General features: G+C 64.8%; 18 protein-coding genes, 1 other RNA gene and 1 pseudogene. 7 read left to right on the top strand and 13 right to left on the bottom strand.

From position 1 onward, the window contains the following. Window positions 1-144: 144 nt before the first annotated feature. From CHX26_RS08350 to CHX26_RS08325, 6 genes are all read right to left on the bottom strand, one after another. The gene (locus tag CHX26_RS08350) at window positions 145-486 is read right to left on the bottom strand and encodes a YbaB/EbfC family nucleoid-associated protein (RefSeq protein WP_104941968.1); all 342 of its coding nucleotides are present in this window, start codon (window positions 484-486) and stop codon (window positions 145-147) included. 13 nt (window positions 487-499) lie between these two features. After that, window positions 500-2281 (bottom strand): DNA polymerase III subunit gamma/tau, encoded by a 1782-nt coding sequence (locus CHX26_RS08345; RefSeq protein ID WP_104941967.1) that lies wholly within the window; start codon window positions 2279-2281, stop codon window positions 500-502. 59 nt (window positions 2282-2340) lie between these two features. Beyond that, an RNA gene (gene ffs / locus CHX26_RS08340) (signal recognition particle sRNA small type) lies at window positions 2341-2435 on the bottom strand. Window positions 2436-2601: 166 nt separating this feature from the next. Further along, window positions 2602-2880, bottom strand: coding sequence for an ETC complex I subunit (locus CHX26_RS08335; protein ID WP_104941966.1), 279 nt, complete (start codon window positions 2878-2880; stop codon window positions 2602-2604). A gap of 15 nt (window positions 2881-2895) precedes the next feature. After that, the gene (gene hrpB / locus CHX26_RS08330) at window positions 2896-5331 is read right to left on the bottom strand and encodes an ATP-dependent helicase HrpB (RefSeq protein ID WP_104941965.1); all 2436 of its coding nucleotides are present in this window, start codon (window positions 5329-5331) and stop codon (window positions 2896-2898) included. Between the two features lie 20 nt (window positions 5332-5351). Next, window positions 5352-6362 carry a polyprenyl synthetase family protein gene (locus tag CHX26_RS08325; protein ID WP_104941964.1) on the bottom strand — a complete coding sequence of 337 codons (1011 nt, stop codon included), beginning with the start codon at window positions 6360-6362 and terminating at the stop codon, window positions 5352-5354. Between the two features lie 68 nt (window positions 6363-6430). Between CHX26_RS08325 and CHX26_RS08320 the strand changes: the two genes are divergently transcribed. Together CHX26_RS08320 and CHX26_RS15875 are read left to right on the top strand one after the other, a co-directional pair. Then, window positions 6431-6739 carry a chorismate mutase gene (locus CHX26_RS08320; protein ID WP_104941963.1) on the top strand — a complete coding sequence of 103 codons (309 nt, stop codon included), beginning with the start codon at window positions 6431-6433 and terminating at the stop codon, window positions 6737-6739. Between the two features lie 153 nt (window positions 6740-6892). Continuing rightward, a complete protein-coding gene (locus CHX26_RS15875) occupies window positions 6893-7066 on the top strand; it encodes a hypothetical protein (RefSeq protein WP_172449747.1) in 174 nt (57 codons plus the stop codon). 165 nt (window positions 7067-7231) lie between these two features. Here the strand turns inward: CHX26_RS15875 and CHX26_RS08315 are convergent, their stop codons facing one another. The 5 genes and pseudogenes from CHX26_RS08315 to CHX26_RS08295 all read right to left on the bottom strand — a co-directional run bounded on the left by CHX26_RS08315 (window position 7232) and on the right by CHX26_RS08295 (window position 11524). Next, on the bottom strand, window positions 7232-8197 hold the full coding sequence (locus tag CHX26_RS08315) for a hypothetical protein (protein ID WP_104941962.1): 966 nt from the start codon (window positions 8195-8197) through the stop codon (window positions 7232-7234). After that, the gene (locus tag CHX26_RS08310) at window positions 8194-8817 is read right to left on the bottom strand and encodes a sigma-70 family RNA polymerase sigma factor (protein WP_104941961.1); all 624 of its coding nucleotides are present in this window, start codon (window positions 8815-8817) and stop codon (window positions 8194-8196) included. Before CHX26_RS08310 ends, CHX26_RS08315 begins: the two co-directional genes overlap by 4 nt. 98 nt (window positions 8818-8915) lie before the next feature. Further along, window positions 8916-10257 (bottom strand): annotated as a pseudogene (locus CHX26_RS08305) (sensor histidine kinase). A 133-nt stretch (window positions 10258-10390) separates the two neighbouring features. After that, complete coding sequence (locus tag CHX26_RS08300) at window positions 10391-11068, bottom strand: response regulator transcription factor (RefSeq protein ID WP_104941960.1); 678 nt, start codon at window positions 11066-11068, stop codon at window positions 10391-10393. Between the two features lie 138 nt (window positions 11069-11206). Further along, on the bottom strand, window positions 11207-11524 hold the full coding sequence (locus CHX26_RS08295) for a PepSY domain-containing protein (RefSeq protein ID WP_104941959.1): 318 nt from the start codon (window positions 11522-11524) through the stop codon (window positions 11207-11209). Between the two features lie 160 nt (window positions 11525-11684). Between CHX26_RS08295 and CHX26_RS08290 the strand changes: the two genes are divergently transcribed. Together CHX26_RS08290 and CHX26_RS08285 are read left to right on the top strand one after the other, a co-directional pair. After that, entirely contained in the window at window positions 11685-13529 is a 1845-nt protein-coding gene (locus CHX26_RS08290; RefSeq protein ID WP_104941958.1) for an ABC-F family ATP-binding cassette domain-containing protein, read from the top strand. A gap of 74 nt (window positions 13530-13603) precedes the next feature. Further along, complete coding sequence (locus CHX26_RS08285) at window positions 13604-13858, top strand: hypothetical protein (protein WP_146107683.1); 255 nt, start codon at window positions 13604-13606, stop codon at window positions 13856-13858. Window positions 13859-13869: 11 nt separating this feature from the next. On the opposite strand, the gene CHX26_RS08280 is transcribed toward CHX26_RS08285, so the two are convergent. Further along, window positions 13870-14349, bottom strand: a complete 480-nt coding sequence (locus CHX26_RS08280) for a DUF6456 domain-containing protein (RefSeq protein WP_104941956.1) — start codon at window positions 14347-14349, stop codon at window positions 13870-13872. 220 nt (window positions 14350-14569) lie between these two features. Here CHX26_RS08280 and CHX26_RS08275 point away from each other — a divergent pair, with 220 nt between their 5' ends. Genes CHX26_RS08275 through CHX26_RS16205 form a run of 3 tightly spaced genes read left to right on the top strand, consistent with a single transcriptional unit; the run spans window position 14570 to window position 16354 of the window. Then, window positions 14570-15148, top strand: coding sequence for a helix-turn-helix domain-containing protein (locus tag CHX26_RS08275; protein ID WP_104941955.1), 579 nt, complete (start codon window positions 14570-14572; stop codon window positions 15146-15148). A gap of 25 nt (window positions 15149-15173) precedes the next feature. After that, complete coding sequence (locus CHX26_RS16210; protein WP_335682290.1) at window positions 15174-15680, top strand: hypothetical protein; 507 nt, start codon at window positions 15174-15176, stop codon at window positions 15678-15680. Beyond that, window positions 15638-16354 (top strand): glycosyltransferase, encoded by a 717-nt coding sequence (locus CHX26_RS16205; protein WP_335682289.1) that lies wholly within the window; start codon window positions 15638-15640, stop codon window positions 16352-16354. Before CHX26_RS16210 ends, CHX26_RS16205 begins: the two co-directional genes overlap by 43 nt. 36 nt (window positions 16355-16390) lie before the next feature. Here CHX26_RS16205 and secF read toward each other — a convergent pair whose 3' ends face one another. Continuing rightward, window positions 16391-17368 (bottom strand): protein translocase subunit SecF, encoded by a 978-nt coding sequence (gene secF / locus CHX26_RS08265; RefSeq protein ID WP_104941954.1) that lies wholly within the window; start codon window positions 17366-17368, stop codon window positions 16391-16393. Between the last annotated feature and the right edge of the window lie 12 nt (window positions 17369-17380).

Raw genomic sequence — 17380 nt, 5'->3', positions numbered from 1 at the left:
GGCAGCATGAGGCTAAGCTGTGGACGCCCAACGGGCGCTAGCCTGCCCTCAGCCCAAGGCCCGGCAGATCGAGCCGAGACGGACTTGCCAATCACTGCCAAGGATCATCTATGACAGTGCATGCTACGCGCGCTCTCGAAGGCGTTATCCCATTCCAGGCAGGTTGAATCCCGGCGGGAGGCCCATCGAGCCCTGCATCTCACGCATCTGTTGTTCGGACACGCGGTCGGCCCGATCGCGGGCGTCGTTGAAGGCAGCAGCGACGAGGTCTTCGACGATCTGCTTTTCTTCGGGCTTCATCAGGCTGTCGTCGATGCTCACGCCGAGAATGCGGCCCTTGGCGCTGGCACGAACCTTTACCAGCCCCCCGCCTGCCGTGCCTTCAACCTCGATCGAGTCGAGCTTCACCTGCATCTCGTTCATCTGCTTCTGGATGGTCTCGGCGGCCTTCTGGGCGGCGGCCATCATCTCTTCCATCGACTTCATCGCGGGGTACTCCTCAATTCCAGGGTGGGCTGCCGCCGGCAGCAGCGCGGGGTTCGGTGCCGATCAATTCCGCATCGGGGAAGGCCTCAAACGCAGCCTTCACCAGCGGATCGGAGCGAATGCGCGCGTCTTGCGCAGCAGCCGCGGCTTCGGCCGCTTCGCGCAAACTGGGCTGGGCATCGCCGCTTCCGCGCTCAACCTGCCAGCGCTTGCCGGTGACCTTGAACAGCGCCTCTCGGATGTCAGGCGCCGGGTCGTCCGGAAAGCTGTCTGCCTGCTGGTAGACAAGGCGTTCGGGCGCAAGCGTGATCACCCGCACCCGATCACGCATGATCTGGGCGACGCGCAACTGGCCCGAGGCATCAACCTGATCGACCAGCGCGGCCCAATCCTGCGCCGCCGGGGAGGTGGCCACAGGCGCAGCAGCAGGCGCAGTCCCCTCGCCCGCGGGAGCCGCTGCAATGCCGCGCGCCGCAAGTTCCTCGATCCGTTTCACCAGCTTGCCCGGATCGGGCATCTGCGCGGCGTGCAGGATGCGCAGCAGAGCCATTTGCAAAGACACCAGCGGATCAGGGCCGGTGCGAACCTCATCATGCCCCTTGATCAGCAATTGCCAGAGGCGATGCAGTTCCGACGGTGCAAGGCGCGCGGCAAAATCGGCGAGCGCGGCACGTTCCTCTTCGGCCGGGGCGTCAGGCTCGGCGCCCGAGACCTGCGCCAGCGTCACCCGGTGCGTGAGGTCCATCAGCGCGCGCATCAAGGCCAAAGGCTCGACACCGAGCGCATATTGTTCATCAACGGCGGCCAGCAAGGCCCTGGCATCGCCTGCCAAAAGATGCCCGAGCAACTTGCGCTGCGCGCTCTTGTCGGCAAGGCCCAGCATGTCACGCACGCGGGTCGCAGCAACTTTGCCCTCGCCATCCAGGTCGGCATGGGCGATTGCCTGATCGAGGATAGACAGGCCATCCCGCACCGATCCTTCGGCAGCTGCGGCGATGATGCTGAGCGCCTCGGGCTCTGCCTCCACCCCTTCAAGACGGCAAACGTGGGCAAAATGTTCGGCCAGCATCGCAGCGGGGATGCGCCGCAAGTCGAAACGCTGGGTGCGGCTCAATACCGTTACGGGCAGCTTGTCGACTTCGGTGGTCGCGAACAGGAACTTCACGTGCGGCGGGGGTTCCTCCAGCGTCTTGAGCAGCCCGTTGAAGGCTGCCTTCGACAACATGTGAACTTCGTCGATGATGTAGATCTTGAATCGTGCCGAAACCGCCGCGTAGCGCACCGCCTCGATGATCTCCCGGATATCGTCGATCCCCGTATTCGAAGCCGCATCCATTTCGATCACGTCGATATGGCGCCCTTCCGCAATCGCGGTGCAAGGCTCGCACACCCCGCAGGGATCGATTGTCGGCCCGCCCTGCCCGTCCGGCCCGACGCAGTTCAGCGCCTTGGCGATCAGCCGCGCGGTCGAGGTCTTGCCCACCCCGCGCACCCCGGTCATAAGGAAGGCGTGCGCCAGCCGGTCGCGCGCGATGGCATTGGCGAGGGTGCGCACCATCGCTTCCTGCCCGATCAACTCGGAAAAGGTCTGCGGCCGGTATTTGCGGGCGAGGACACGGTAGGGCTGGCTCGCGGCGACAGGCGCGCGCGGCGACGCGGCGGCCTGCTCTGTGCCGGACGGCGATGCAGGATTGGGCGCGGGATCGCCGAACAGGGCGTTCTGTCCCGCCGCCTCAAGCTCGGCAGCGGTCGGCCCGGTTTCTTCCTCGGGCAGTTCGGGATCGGAATCACTCATGGCGCAAGGCTAGGCGCTCAGGCCCGGTTTGTCATGATGCACATGCCAGCGATGTCGGTGAAAAAGGAGCCGAGCGACCCGCCGCAATCCACCTGGGCTGCTGCCTTCCGGCCCTGACCCGGTGAGCAGACGCAAACGTCCACCCGACTCCCGGCCGACGATATGGCGGGGTTGGTAACGGATTTCAAGCCAGCATTGCCGAGGGACATCGGCCCGCAGGGCTGCAATGGCGGAGTCGAAGCCAAAGACGCAGACGCGCAAAGCACACCAGAAGGCTCGCCTAGCAGAGATGCAACCTCGGATGGTGCTGCGAAAAGAAATCAGCGAAAATTGTCGGCGTAGGCCTGCAGCTTGAGCCGCTTGGGCGGAGTCAGGTGAACGCGCGCTGGAATGCCATATTTTGCGGCATAGGCCTTGGCCGCGTCCTTCGACGGGAAAGTCAGGCGCACCTGCGACTGGGTGTCGCCCGTGCCCGTCCAGCCCATCAGCGGATCGGCAAAGCGCGCCTGTGACTGCTCGAATTCGAGCACCCATTCATCGGTATGGGCTTTGCCCGACTGCATCGCGTGCTTGGTCTTCTGATAGATACGTGCGCTCATGGGCCGTCCCTTAAATCACGAATCGCTGCGGTTGAAGGCGTTTTTGGTCTTCATGCTCGGCTTTTCCGTCCATGGCTGATCGGGCCAGCGATGCTTGGGATAACGGCCCTTCATGTCTTTCACTACATCGCGCCAACTGCCGCGCCAGAAGCCGGGCAGATCGCGGGTCGACTGGACCGGACGACCCGCCGGACTGGTGAGCTTCAGCAGCAGCGGCGTAGCGCCAACCATCGGGTGGGTGTCGAGGCCAAAGACCCCCTGCACCCGCACCTCGACGCTGGGAGCATCATCGCCCGCATAGTCAATCGCGTGGCGCGTATCAGCGGGCGAAGTGAAGTGCGTGGGCGCAGCCTTGTCGAGCGCCTGTCGCTGGCTCCAGTCGAGCAAGCCCAACGCGGCTTCGGCAAAGCGGTGCGGCGGCAGGTCAAGGTCGCGCCGCCCGGCGAGCAGCGGTGCGAGCCAATCGGCGGCCCGCTCTCGCAAAGCCTCGGACGACAGCGCTTCAACCCCGGCAAAGCGGGCGCGGGCGAGAAAGCCTTGGGGCAGGATTTCCCCCAGCCGCTCCAACACCTTGTCCACAAGGATATCCACAGAGACTGCGGGGTCGGGCGCAGGCTCCGGCACGCTTGCCAGCACGATCGCGCCAAGCTTACGTTCGCGCCGCGCTTCGATCCGGCCTTTATCATTGTTCCAGCGGGTTATGACGCGCTCTTGCAGTTCCTTGGTAAACAAAGCAGCGATCCGCTCCGGCGCGAGTTCCACGCCTGCGGTGATGCGCGCGCCCTTGGCCTGCCCTTGCGCATCGCCGATCACGATCCATTCGGCGCGCGCCAGCGGTGAGGCCGGATCGAGCAGGTAACCCCGCCCACCCGCGCTGATCCAGTGCTCGCCCGAAGAGTCGCGGCGGCGGGCGACGAAATCGGGGCGGGCGAGCGCGAGCGCCTCGGCCGCATGGATGGCAGGGGTTGCACCGATCACACCCGCCAGCCTGGCCGCCTGTGCCGCCCAACCTTGCGCAATCCGCCCCGCAGCAACCGCTCGCGGGGAATGATCAGCGCGCCAGCGAGCAAGGCGCTGAGCGAGGTCCTCGCCGCGCCCGCCCAGTCCGCGTTCCTGCATGAGCATCACCAGCCGCGCGGCACCCTCGCCGCACTCTGCCCGCGCGCCGTGGAGCACGGCAGCCGCCTGATCGGGCGCCATCGGCAGGCTTGCAATCGCCTCACCCAGCGGCGTGATCCGCCCGGCTTCGTCAATTGCACCCAGAGCTTCCAGTGCTGCGCGCGCCGCTGCCACAGAAGCATCGGGCGGCGGATCGAGCCAGGGGAGCGCAGCAGGATTGGCGGTACCCCATTTCGCCAGCCGCAACAGCAAGGGCGCGAGATCGGCCTGCAAGATTTCAGCGGGGGTGAATTCCGGGCGACCCGCGTGCCCCGCCTCCTCCCACAGGCGATAGGCAACCCCCGGCCCCTGCCGCGCCGCACGGCCCGCGCGCTGGGCTGCCGAGGCCTGCGACGCGCGGCGGGTGACGAGGTGCGTGGTGCCTGCGGCCCGGTCGAATTCCGCGAGCCGTGCCAGGCCGGAATCGACCACCACGCTCACGCCATCCAGCGTCAAGGACGTTTCGGCAATCGCCGTCGCCAGCACGATCCGGCGGCGATTGTCAGGGTCGCGGCGGATTGCGGCGCGCTGGGCGGCGGGCTCGATCTGACCGTGGAGCGGGTGGATCGGCGCATTGGGCAGGCGCGTTTCAAGCGTCTCCCGCACGCGCTCAATCTCCCGAACGCCGGGCAGGAAGGCAAGAATGTCGCCCGCCTCATCGCGCCATGCGGTCAACACGGCGGCAGCCATGCGGTCCTCAATCGCCTGCGAGGCATCGCCGCCAAGCCATTTGATTGTCAGCGGAAAGCTGCGTCCCTCGCTCTCGATTACGGATGCGCCCTCGCCGAGCAGCCGGGCGAAGCGCGCGCCATCGATGGTGGCCGACATCACCAGCACCCGCAGATCCTCGCGCAGCACAGCGCGCGTTTCGAGCGCCAGTGCAAGACCCAGATCGCTGTCCAATGCGCGTTCGTGCGCCTCGTCAAACAGCAACGCGGAGACGCCAGGCAATTCCGGATCATCCACCAGCCGGTTCACAAGGATGGCCTCAGTGACAACGAGGATGCGGGTTTTGGCCGACACCTTGCTGTCGAGCCGGGTCATGTACCCCACGGTCTCGCCCGGTTTCTCGCCGAGCAGTTCGGCCATGCGCTCCGCCGCCGCTCGGGCGGCGACGCGGCGGGGCGAGGTGAGGATAATCTGGCCGCTGCACCACGGCTGCCTGAGCAGATCGGGCGCAACCGCTGTGGTCTTGCCCGCACCCGGCGGTGCAATCAGCACCCCCGCGCCGTGGTCCATGAGTGCCGCGCGGATATCGGGGAGAACAGCCGTAATGGGAAGGTCGGGGTTCATCGCCCCGGCCGTTAGCCTGATCAATGCCCGCGCGCGACCGCGAATTGCGCCGCTTCGGCCATCGCCTGCCGCGCCTTGCCGTCGGGGAAGATCGAGATGGCGTCGATCGCCCGATGCGCAAAATAGCGCGCCCGTTCACGGGTATCATCAAGCGCATTGTGCTTTTCGATCAGCGCAATCGCATGAGCGAGGTCTTGATCCGAAGTGCGATGGCCAATGATCGCGTCCTTCCAGAACTTGCGTTCCTCATCATTGCCGCGCGCGAAGGCGAGAATCACCGGCAAGGTCATCTTGCCCTCACGGAAGTCATCACCCCGCGCCTTGCCCATTTCGGCGGCATCGGAGTCGTAATCGATAGCATCGTCGACCAGCTGGAAGGCCACGCCGAGATTGCGGCCATAGGCTTCGAGCGCGTGTTCCTGTTCTTCCGAACATTCGGCTACCACCGCGCTGATCTGGCTGGCGGCAGCAAACAGGGCGGCGGTCTTGGCACCGATGATGTGGAGGTACTGCTCCTCACTGGTGGCGATCTGGCGCTGGGCCGAGAGCTGCGACACTTCGCCTTCCGCTATTACTGCACTGGCGCGAGAAAGGATCGAGAGCACCTTAAGCGATCCATCCTCGGTCATCAGTTCGAAAGCGCGAGAAAACAGAAAATCGCCGACCAGCACGGTGGCCGGATTGCCGAAGATGATATTGGCCGCCGCCTTGCCCCGCCTCAGCTCACTGCCGTCCACGACATCATCATGCAACAGCGTTGCGGTATGAATGAATTCAACGGCCGCCGCGAGCTTGTGATGGCGCGTACCCTTGTAGCCGACCAGCTCCGCCCCGGCGAGTGTCAGCATGGGGCGCAGCCGCTTGCCCCCGCCCGAAATCAAGTGACCGGCCAGGCGCGGAATCAAGGGGATCTCGCTCTGCATCCGGTCAAGGATAACGGCGTTGACGGAGTTCATGCCCGCGGCTGTCAGCGACAGCATCGGATCGAGTGTCGGCGCCTTGCGCGGCAGTGGGACGATATCGGCACTCATGTCGGGTTGGCATTAGGGCGGGCTCGGCGTGCTTGGCAAGCGCAGATTTGCTGCTAGTTTCGCGCGCCATGCCGCAAGATCCGCAACTCTCCCGCGCACCCGATCCGGTGCTCGCCGCGTTCCGCAAGAGCATCGACAATATCGATGCCGCACTCATTCATATGCTCGCCGAGCGGTTCAGGATCACGCAGGCTGTGGGTGAATACAAGGCAAAGGCAACCTTGCCTCCGGCCGATCCCGACCGCGAGGCGCGCCAGATTGCGCGGTTGAGGAAGCTGTCGGAAGAGGCCGATCTCGACCCCGAATTCTCCGAAAAATTCCTGCGCTTCATCATCGACGAGGTGATCCGTCACCACGAGCGGGCGCAAGGCGGCTAAAGCAGTTCAGCGCTGCTCGCCTGCGACCGCGGAGATTGGCGGTGCCGGTGCCGGTGCCGGTGCCGGTGCCGGTGGGGTTGGCATTGCATTGCGCCGCGCCTCAAGCAATTCCCCTCTTTGCCGCAAAATGCGAGCTTGGTTGCGTGTCAGGCGGTGCATCTCGCCATCGCCCAAAAGGACATGGCGCCCTTCCCCCGGATAGGCCAGCGGAGTGCCGAGGCACGTCGCATCCCGGCCGAACTCGACATCACATTGCGGGCCAATCCCGCGCCGATCGATAACGGGTGGCGCATGGGGATTGCTGAATACTGTTCGCTGGCCCTCTAGCCCGTCGCCTGCGGCACAGCCGGCCAGCAGCGTGCTTGCCAGCAGAAAGCTAAGACGGCTGCGTGCCATGGCGATGATACTCCGATGTCCTTGACCTGTGTCGTCTGGCAGCGGTGAATCGCAGCTGAATTGATCGGCAGGACAGATAGGACGACACCGGCAGGATCAATCGCTCGTGGGATCTTCGGTTCGGGTTTGAGGATCGGCGACAGGTGCGTCGAAATCGGGCGCATCAGAGGGCGAAGGCGCGGTTTGCGGCGCTGCGAGGGCCCGGCCCTCCGGATGTCCGGCACGACGTTGACGCCACGCCTCCATCACTTCGCGGCGCTCTGCTGGTGGCAGTTGCCGCAAAGCTTCGCGGCGCGTCTCAGGCGACATGGTGCGCAGCCGTTCGATCTGCTCGTGCCGCTCACGCGGCAGGACGTTACCTCGCCGGGAAGGTACGATGTCCTCGCGGGTCAAAGCCTCGCCGTTTTCGACCCTGCGCTGCAACGCCTCGCGCCGCAGGCGGATGCGTTCTTCATTGCGCGCTTCACGCTCGGCCTCGGCCTGTTCGATCCGTTCGCGCAGACGGGCCTTTTGCTCGGCATCGGGAACAGGCAGGCCAGCGGCATTGCGTCGCTCGATCGCCTTGTCGATCCGCTGATCGATGGTTCCTTGGCGCTCAGCACGTCGTCGGCTACGCACCTCGTCGATCCGGCGAAAAGCCTCGGCCAGTTCTTCAGGCGTATCGATAGGCCCCTCGATCTTCACTGGGGTCAGCGACGATGCCGTTGCTGCCACGGCGGTCTCGCGTTTCGCAGGCGCAGCGGCGGCAGCCGGCGCCGTTTCACTAGTGATGTTTGCCCACACCATCCGGGCAAACGGAACCGGCAGGCCCGCCCGTTCCAGAACTCCGGTCGCAGCAGCAGCTGTGGCGAGTGCGGTGAAGCTGGCTGCGGCGATGGCAAGGCGGCGTCCGGTGCGCCAACCGCGCCCTGAGAGGTCGCGGCGCGATGGGGGCAGCGCAGGCGCACGGGCCTCGGCAGCAGCCACCACCCGATCGGCAAACCCCGCGCTTAACTGCGGCACCGGATAATTATCCAGCACATGCGCCAGCGGACTGTCAGGGAGGATCGGATCACCGTTCATGCCAGGTCTCCTTCCATGCCTGCCGCATAAGCCTTGCGCAGTGCAGCGCGCGCGCGCAGCAGCAGCGATTCGAACGCCTTTATGTTCATGTCGAGCGCTTCGGCTGCGGCGGCATTGGACAATTCCTCGTAATAGGTCAGCACGATCGCCGCGCGTTGACGTTCGGGCAGCGCAGCAATCAGGGCGCGGGCGGATTGTTCGCGCTCCTCCGCCTCGATCAGGGCATCGGCGAGCGGCGCTTCATCTTCTTCCTCAGGCACCGAACCATGCGCCAGCCGCCGCGCACGGCGCAGCCGATCAATGGCAAGATTGGTGACCACCCGCTGAAGCCACCCCCCCAGCCGCAAGGCACGCGCCGCCTGACTTCCCAGCGGATGCCGCGCCGCCAGCCTAGGGGCATAGTCCCACAGTCGCAGCAAGGCCTCCTGCACTATGTCCTCGGCCTCATGAGCATCGCCAGTCATGCGATAGGCAACACGGTGGAGCGCAGCTGCATGTGCCGCAATCACTTCACGCAGCGCCGCTGCATCGCGCGCTGCGAGCCGTGCCGTCATTGCCGCATCATCGACCGTCAGAGCCGAACTGCTGGCAAGGGCGGATGGCTCGCTGCGCGCGTTCATTTCATTCCACAAATGGCCCTGTTTGCAGTGAGGCCACGAATGACCTCTTGCCACCTCAACGCACAACGGCGGCAAACCCTTCGCACACCGCCTGATCGTCAATCTGCGCGCGGCAAACGTAGCTCGACCAACAGTCCGCCAAGATCCTCGCTCGTTCCCAACGTGACCGAACCGCCGTAGATTTCCGCCACATCGCGTACAATCGCAAGGCCAAGGCCGGTACCGGGCTTGTCGGTATCGAGCCTCACGCCGCGATCGAAGATGCGGATGCGCTCAGCTTCGGGGATGCCCGCGCCGTCATCCTCGATCCAGATCAGGCACATCTTCGGGTCTCGCGGTGCCATGTCGTCGTCAGGGTCGATAGTGACGAACACGCTCCCCCCCGTACTTGGCCGCGTTTTCGATCAGATTGCCGAGCAGTTCGTCAAGATCCTGTCGCTCTATCGCGACATTGGCGCTGCGGCTGCCAGCAATGTCGAGCCGGCCCTCAGGATAGAGCCGCTCGACCGCGCGGCGCACTGCCTCGGCACTGTCGCGGACATTGCTGCGCGCATGGCCTACCGCCCGGCGTCCGACAGCGCGGGCGCGGGCGAGATGGTGGTCGACATGGCGCTGCATAGTGCGGGTCTCACGCATTACCGCTTCGCCAAGATCGGGCGCGCGAGCAGTGGCGGCGTTGGTCAACACGGTCAGCGGAGTCTTGAGGGCATGGGCGAGATTGCCCGCATGGCGCCGGGCTTCCTCCGCCTGCCGTTCCGAATGTTCCAGCAGAGCGTTCAGCTCGTCAACGAGTGGTTGCACCTCCAGCGGGAGCGGATCGTTGATGCGGTTCGCGCCCGTGCTGCGCAGGCTCTGGATCGCCGCGCGCACGCGCCGGAGGGGCGACAAGCCATAATGGATCTGCAACAGAGCCATGATCAGGAGGCCGAGGCCCAGCACGACAAAGCTCCAGATCAGAATCATCCGCACCCGGCCAATCTGCATATCCATCTGCTCGGTCGCGCTTGCGACAGCAAAGGTCCAGCGGGTGTCCGATCCCGGCAACATCACGGTACGTTCGGCAATCCGCAAGGGCTCGCCGCCGAACTGATCGGAGTTGTAGAAATGGGAATCGCTGTCGAACTTGTCACCATCACCAACGGCCCCGCGCAGCGTCAGTGTTCGGTCCCACAGGCTGCGCGATGGCAGAGGCTCATAGCTCCCCCCGCTGATCTGCCAGTAAAGCCCGCTGCCGGGTTCCAGAAACCGCTGATCGCCGAGTGTGCGATAGAAATAGATTTCGCCGCTTGCGTCGATTTCGGCTGACGAAATCATTGCGGTAAGAATGTAGTCGAGCTGTTCGTCGAAATTGCTTTCGACCTGTGCAGTCAACGTACGCTCGAGCGCAATGCCTCCACCCAGCAGAAGAACGAAAATCCACCCAGCTGCGATAAGCCCCATGCGCCGGGCGAGGCTTGCGCGCGGCTGCCCGTGCGGCGCGGTCAGGGCAAGCGCAGCAGCTTCGCCCTCACCCGGCACCACCGCCCCGGTGAGGGGCGTATGGCCCTCCGGCTCCGGCGCCTTGGCCGCGTCCTCAGGCGCGCGGTGCGTCGGCGGGGTCGTCGAGGCTGTAACCGAGGCCACGGATCGTCGTAATCACGTCTGCGCCGAGCTTCTTGCGGATGCGGGTGACGAAGACTTCGATGGTGTTGGAATCCCGGTCGAAGTCCTGATCATAGATATGCTCGATCAGTTCGGTGCGGCTCACCACCTTGCCCTTGTGGTGCATGAGATAGGAGAGGAGTTTGTATTCCTGCGCCGTCAGCTTGACCGGCTCGCCCGCGAGCGTGACCCGGCCCGAACGCGTATCCAGTCTCACATCCCCCGCGGTGAGTTCGGATGAGGTATTCCCCGATGCGCGGCGGATCAACGCCCGCAGGCGGGCGATGAGCTCCTCGGTCTGGAACGGCTTTGCAAGGTAATCGTCGGCGCCTGCATCGAGCCCTGCGACCTTGTCCGACCAGCTGTCGCGCGCGGTCAGCACCAGCACCGGAAAAGTGCGCCCTTCGCGCCGCCACATGCCAAGCACGGTCAGCCCGTCGATCTCCGGCAAGCCGAGGTCAAGGATCACGGCGTCATAATCCTCGGTCGAGCCCATGAAATGCCCGTCTTCGCCGTCTACAGAAAGGTCGACAGCATAGCCCTGACCTTCCAGCGTCGATTTCAGCTGTGCGCCAAGGGTCGGTTCGTCTTCGACGATCAGAATGCGCATGATCCACCATTATCCTGCAATACAATGGGCCGGTTGGTGCGCCTTTGGAGGTGCGGCGTCAAGCAAAGCGCGCTGCCCAAGGGCATGGCTTTCCCCCGTTGATCACACACTTGGCTTACCCTCATGGCCGGGTTCCGGTCAGCGCGACCGGCCGATGATCCGCCCGGTTCGGGCATCAACATCGACATATGTCACACGGCCATCCTTGATGAACTTGAGCCGATAGGCACGTGCAGTCGAATCATAGGCGGGGCCGAGATATTCGCTACCCTGCATTTGCGGCAGAATACGCCGCTCTATCTCGCGCAGCTTGAGCTGCGTACCAGCCTCCGCCTCGCGCCGCGCCTCGCCCTGATCGCCCCGCCCCTGATCCTGCGCGGCGGCAGCAGGCACGGCGACAGACGACAGCGCAATGGCTGCGATACTGGCGGAGATAAAGGCGACAATCGGCTTCATGATGCAGTCATGCCTAGGGTGGCTCCATTGAACAAGCCGTGAATGAGGGGCAACCTATGGCCGCTATGCTGATGGCGCTGCGCGGGACGATTTTCTTCACTCGGCCCCTTAGCGGCGGCGGGCTTGTGAGGCGGGCTTGCAAGGCCTAGGGGCGCCTCTCATGGCACAGCCCCCTATCTTTTCGTTCGAAGGCCTCGCTCTGCAACAGGGCGGACGCTGGCTGTTCGGCGGCCCGACCCCAACCAGCGGCGCGGCGCCCATCGATCTCCACGTCCTGCCTGGCGACCGGCTAGCGCTGATCGGGCGCAACGGTGCCGGCAAGACGACACTGCTTCGGCTCATCACCGGAAAGATCGAAGCGGATCGCGGGACCCGCCGGATCAAGCCGGGCACGAGGATCGTGTTCCTCGAACAGGAACCTGATTTCACGCCCTTTTCCACCCTGATGGAGTTCGCCACCGGCGGTGAGGATGCCCCCGCCGCGCACGAAGTGGAGGCCATTGCCGGCCAGCTGGGTATCGACATGAGCCGCCCCGCCGCGACCGCCAGCGGGGGCGAGAAACGCCGCGCCGCGATTGCCCGCGCGCTGGCGCAGGAGCCCGATCTGCTGCTGCTCGACGAGCCGACCAACCACCTGGACCTGGGCGCGATCGACTGGCTGGAGGACTGGCTGAGCCGTTACCGCGGGGCCTTCATCACCATTTCCCACGACCGCACCTTCCTGACCCGGCTGACCCGCGCGACCCTGTGGCTCGATCGCGGGACCCTGCGGCGCAAGGAGGTGGGCTTCGGCGGCTATGAGGCGTGGGAAGAACAAGTCTATGCCGAAGAAGCCCGTGCGGCCGAACGGCTTGATGCCAAACTGAAGATCGAGGCCCACTGGCTCGAACGCGGGGTCACGGCGAGGCGCAAGCGCAACCAGGGTCGGCTGGAGAAACTCCACCAGATGCGCGCTGTCCGGGCGGCGATGATCTCCGGCGCTGGAACGGCCAAGCTGAAACTCGCCAATGACGATGATTTCAAGTCCAAGTCGGTCATCGTCGCGGAAGGCATTTCCAAGACCTACGCGGACCGTCCGATCATCAAGCCCTTTACGCTGCGGATCCAGAACGGCGACCGCATCGGGATCGTCGGCGCGAACGGCGCGGGCAAGACCACCCTTCTGAAATTGCTTACGAAAGAGCTTGAACCCGACACCGGAACCGTGACCCACGCCCGCACGCTTTCCGGGGTGATGATCGACCAGCAGAGAAAGCTGCTCGAACCGGGTGCCACGGTGCGTCAGATCCTTGCCCAGGGCGGGGACTGGATCGACGTTCGGGGGGTGCGCAAGCACGTTCAGGCCTATCTCAAGGATTTCCTGTTCGACCCCGGTCTGGTCGACACCAAAGTCGGCATCCTATCGGGCGGAGAACGTTCGCGCCTGCTGCTCGCCCGCGAATTTGCCCGTACCGCGAACCTGCTGGTGCTGGACGAGCCCACCAATGATCTCGACCTTGAAACCCTTGATCTTCTTCAGGAAGTTATAGCCGATTTCGACGGCACCGTGTTGATCGTCAGCCACGATCGCGATTTTCTCGATCGCACGGTAACGATCACGTTGGGGCTCGATGGATCGGGAAAGGTGGATATTGTCGCCGGTGGCTATGCCGACTGGGAAGCCCGCCGCAAAGCGCCACCAACACCGGGCAAAGGGGGCGCAAGCGGGGGTCAAGCCCGGCCTAACCCCGCGCAAGACCGGGCTGAAAAGCCGGCGCCTGCAAAGCCTTCAGCCTCCAACAAGCTGTCCTACAAGGACCAGCGCGATTACGAGATCCTGCCCAAGCGGATCGAGGAACTCGAAGCGGCCATCGCCAAGGGCGAGGCGCTGCTGAGCGATCCTGATCTCTATGCAAAAGACCCGCAAAGGTTCGCCACGATCAGCGCCGGGATCGCCAATGCGCGGGCGGAAAAGGATGCGGCCGAGGAACGCTGGCTGATGCTGGCCGAGATGGTCGAGGGATAAATATCCCTGCAATATAATGCATTTTTCACGATCTTCATGCGATCCAGGGCGGGATGGCAAGGGAGGCCCGAATCGTGACGGCGAATATCAAGGCAGTTCTCGGCATCATTCTTTTCGCCGTCTGGGGCCCCTACCTGCTCTATGTCTGGATGATGCCCGGCGCCGTTCCCGGGTGGGTGACCGCACCGGGCATGCGCCGCGCCTTGATGCTGAGCCGCGAATTTGAACCGACGGTGTTCACGCTGGGGTTCGGCCTCACCTTCACCGCTTTGGTGTTCGTCGGGATCTACCGGTTGGCAACGGGCCAGATCCCTGACCAGCAGGGATAGGCTGCCCGCCATCAGGTGATGCGGTAGAACTCCGCCACCCGTTCGAGCGCGATCTTCAGCACCAGCTTGCCGCTGCGGGTCGGCCATCCCAGCGCCTTTTCCGCCTCAGGCAGCCCTTCGCCCGCGCAGACCACGCGCCACAAGATATCCTCCAGCCCGCCCCCCGCCGCACGGATCGCGCCGTCGAACCGCTGGCGCGCGGCGATCTGCTTCTCGCTCGGTGAGAACCCGCGCTCGCCTGTGGTCTTCACCCGCACCGGATCCCAGCGCATGGTGATATTGGCCGAGAGCTGCGCACGCTCGTAATCGCTCCGCAGCGCCTCGCCGGCATCATACAACCGCTCGGAAAGATGCCCGCGCGCGTGGAGCCAGGCGAGCGGACTTTCCGCAAGGTTGACCGTGACGCTGCGGCGCGGTCTCTCCCCGCCCTTGATCGCCCCCCGACGCGGGCCTTCAGGGGTGAGTTCGCGTTCGATCAACTGGCGTTTCATGGCTTTTCCTCCGCTTGATGAGCGCGGCAGACTTGCCAAGACCGCACATCTGTAGGAAAGGAAAAACCAATCCGGTTAATTTGGAAGCGTTTCTCTATGCCTATCGCGTCGCTACTTGAGGGTGTTCTTGCCGGCCTATCGGTTCAGCTGCGCTGTGCTTCGCTACCGCTACTTGAGGGCGTTCTTGCTGCCCTATCGCTTCGCTACTTGAGGGCGTGACATGACCAACCGCATCCGTGACATCCGCAAGGCCAAGGGGCTGACGCTGGCCGATCTCGCCGCCGCGTGCCATCCGCCCACCACCGCTCAGACCATCGGGCGGCTGGAGACCGGGATGCGCCAGCTTTCGCTCACCTGGATGAACCGCATCGCTGCCGCGCTTGAGGTCGAGCCAGCAAGCCTGATGCGTGCCGAGACGTCTGCGGCTGCGCAGATCGTCGCGGAACTCGCCGCTGCAGGGGCGCAGGCCCTTACCTCCCCGCGCGAGGCGCTGATGCCAAGCGAACTGCACACGGCCGATGGGCCTGCTCCAATGGTGCTGGCCGTCAGCGAGAGCGTGGGCGAATACCGCCCCGGTGACCTGATCTGGCTGCGGCCGCTTGATCCCGAGGACGCCGCCAGCGCGATCAACCGGGATTGCCTGCTGCCCCGACCCGGCGGGCGCTTTGCCTTCGGGCGGCTGATCGACCGGCGCGGCAGCCTTGTCGGCCTTTTGCCGCCGGGTGCTGGCCAGAAACAGGTGGTGGTCGACAATCCGGCATGGATCGCGGTGGCCTTCATGCTGGTCAGGGCGCTTTAATCCCCGCGCGTTAGAGGTGCTGTCCGTGAAGCACGTGCTTGCCATTTCGACGCTCTATCCCAACCCGGTGAACCCGCGGTTCGGCACCTTTGTCGCGCGGTCACTGGAGGCACTGGCAAAGCGCGGCGACTGGCGGGTAACGCTGATCAATCCCATCGGACTGCCCCCACTGGCGCTGGGGCGCTACCGTCCGCTCGCCGATCTACCGGAGGTGGCTGGGGAAGGCGGCGTCACCATCCATCGCCCGCGCTTCACCCTGATCCCGCGCATCGGCGCGCGGCGCAACGCCGCCGCCATTGCGCGCGTGGTGCTGCCGCTCGTCCGGCGCATTCATGCAGAAGCGCCGATTGACGTGCTCGACGCGCAGTTTTTCTTTCCCGATGGCCCGGCGGCGGCGATCATCGCGGGGGAGATGGGCCTGCCGCTGTCGATCAAGGCACGCGGGAGCGATATCACCTTCTGGGGGGGCAGGATTTCGCAAAGGCGCAGATGCTGGATGCGGCGCGCACAGCCACAGGCCTGCTGGCGGTGAGCCGCGATCTGGCCATGCAGATGGCCGCGATGGGCATGGATGAAGACAAGATCACGCTGCATTACACCGGTCTGGATCGCGACCGATTCCGGCCGCTTGAACACACGCAATTGCGCCGCCAGCTGGCAGGCGAGCTGGGTTTTGCCATGCCCGACAATGCCCCGCTGCTGGCCTGTGTCGGCGCGCTGATCGAGCGCAAGGGACAGGCCATCGCCATCCGGGCGCTCAAGGAGATCCCCGGCGCGCGGCTGGTGCTGATCGGCAAGGGCGAGGACGAGAGCACCTTGCGCGCGCTGGCAGCCAGCGAGGGGCTTGAGAGCCGCGTGTTCTTCGCCGGATCGCTCGATCATGATGTCATGCCGCTGATCCTTTCGGCGGCAGATGTGATGGTGCTTCCCACCGCGAACGAAGGGCTGGCCAATGCCTGGGTCGAAGCGCTGGCCTGCGGGACACCGGTGGTGACCTGCGACGTCGGCGGCGCGCGCGAGCTGATTTCCTGCGACACGGCGGGACGGCTGGTGGAACGCAACCCGCAAGCCGTGGCTGCCGGGGTCAATGCGGTGCTCAATGCCTCGCCCCCGCGCGAAGCCGTCGCCGCGCTGACGGAAGCCTTTAGCTGGGACGCGAATGCTGCGTCGCTCGCCGCGCATTATGAGGCTTTGCTGGCCGGCTGACGCCGACACAGCCCTACCGCCCCGCCCCCCGGCAGACTACGCTTCCCCGCGCGCGATCTTTTCCTGACGATCCAGCGCGGTCTCGGTCGGCACAAAGCTGTCCGATGTCACACCCATCCAGATCAGCAGTGGGCCTGCCATGTAGATCGACGAATAGGTGCCGATGAACAGGCCCGCCGTGATCGCCGCAACCATGCCGAACAGGCTTGGCGGGCCGAAGATCAGGAGCGGGATGAGCGCCACGAACAGCGTCAGCGAGGTCATCACCGTGCGCGCCAGCGTCTCGTTCACCGAAAGGTCGAGCAGCTCGGCCAGCGGCATCTTGCGATACTTCTTCAGGTTTTCGCGGATGCGGTCATAGACGACGATCGTGTCGTTGAGGGAATAGCCGATGATCGCCAGGATCGCCGCAACGATCTGCAGGCTGAACTCCCATTGCGTCAAGGCGAACAGGCCCAGCGTGACCGACACGTCATGCACCAGCGCAAACATCGCGCCGACGCCGAACTGCCATTCGAACCGTACCCAGATGTAGATCGACACGGCCGCCATCGCCGCCAGCAGCGCCAGAATCGCCTGATTGCGGAACTCGCCCGCGACCTTGCCCGATACCGTGTCGTTGCCGTCCGTGCGGGCATCGGGATATTGCTTGGCGATGGTTGCGATAACCTTGGCCCCGATCGCGGTTGCAGCGCCGGGGGTGTCCTCCACCCCTTCGGGCAGAGGCACGCGGATCGAGACCTGATTGGGTGCGCCGAATTCCTGCACCACCGGCTCGCCATAGCCGAGGCCGCCGACCAGTTCGCGCAGGCCCGGAATGGGTGCCTGTTCGCGTTCCTCGAAGGTCATGCGCACTTCCTGACCACCGGCGAAATCGACCCCGAAGTTGAGGCCGTTCACCAGCACCGCAGCCCAGCTGCCGACAATCAGCACAATGCTGAGCACGAAGAACGGCACCCTGAGCTTCAGGAATTTGATGTTGGTGTTATCCGGGACGAGTTTGAGCAGTTTCATCGTCTCGTTCCT

The organism is Porphyrobacter sp. HT-58-2 (genome assembly GCF_002952215.1).
In the GTDB taxonomy this organism is placed as follows: domain Bacteria; phylum Pseudomonadota; class Alphaproteobacteria; order Sphingomonadales; family Sphingomonadaceae; genus Erythrobacter.
Note: the sequence above shows the minus strand (reverse complement) of the source record. Positions and strands in the feature narration are given on the sequence as shown.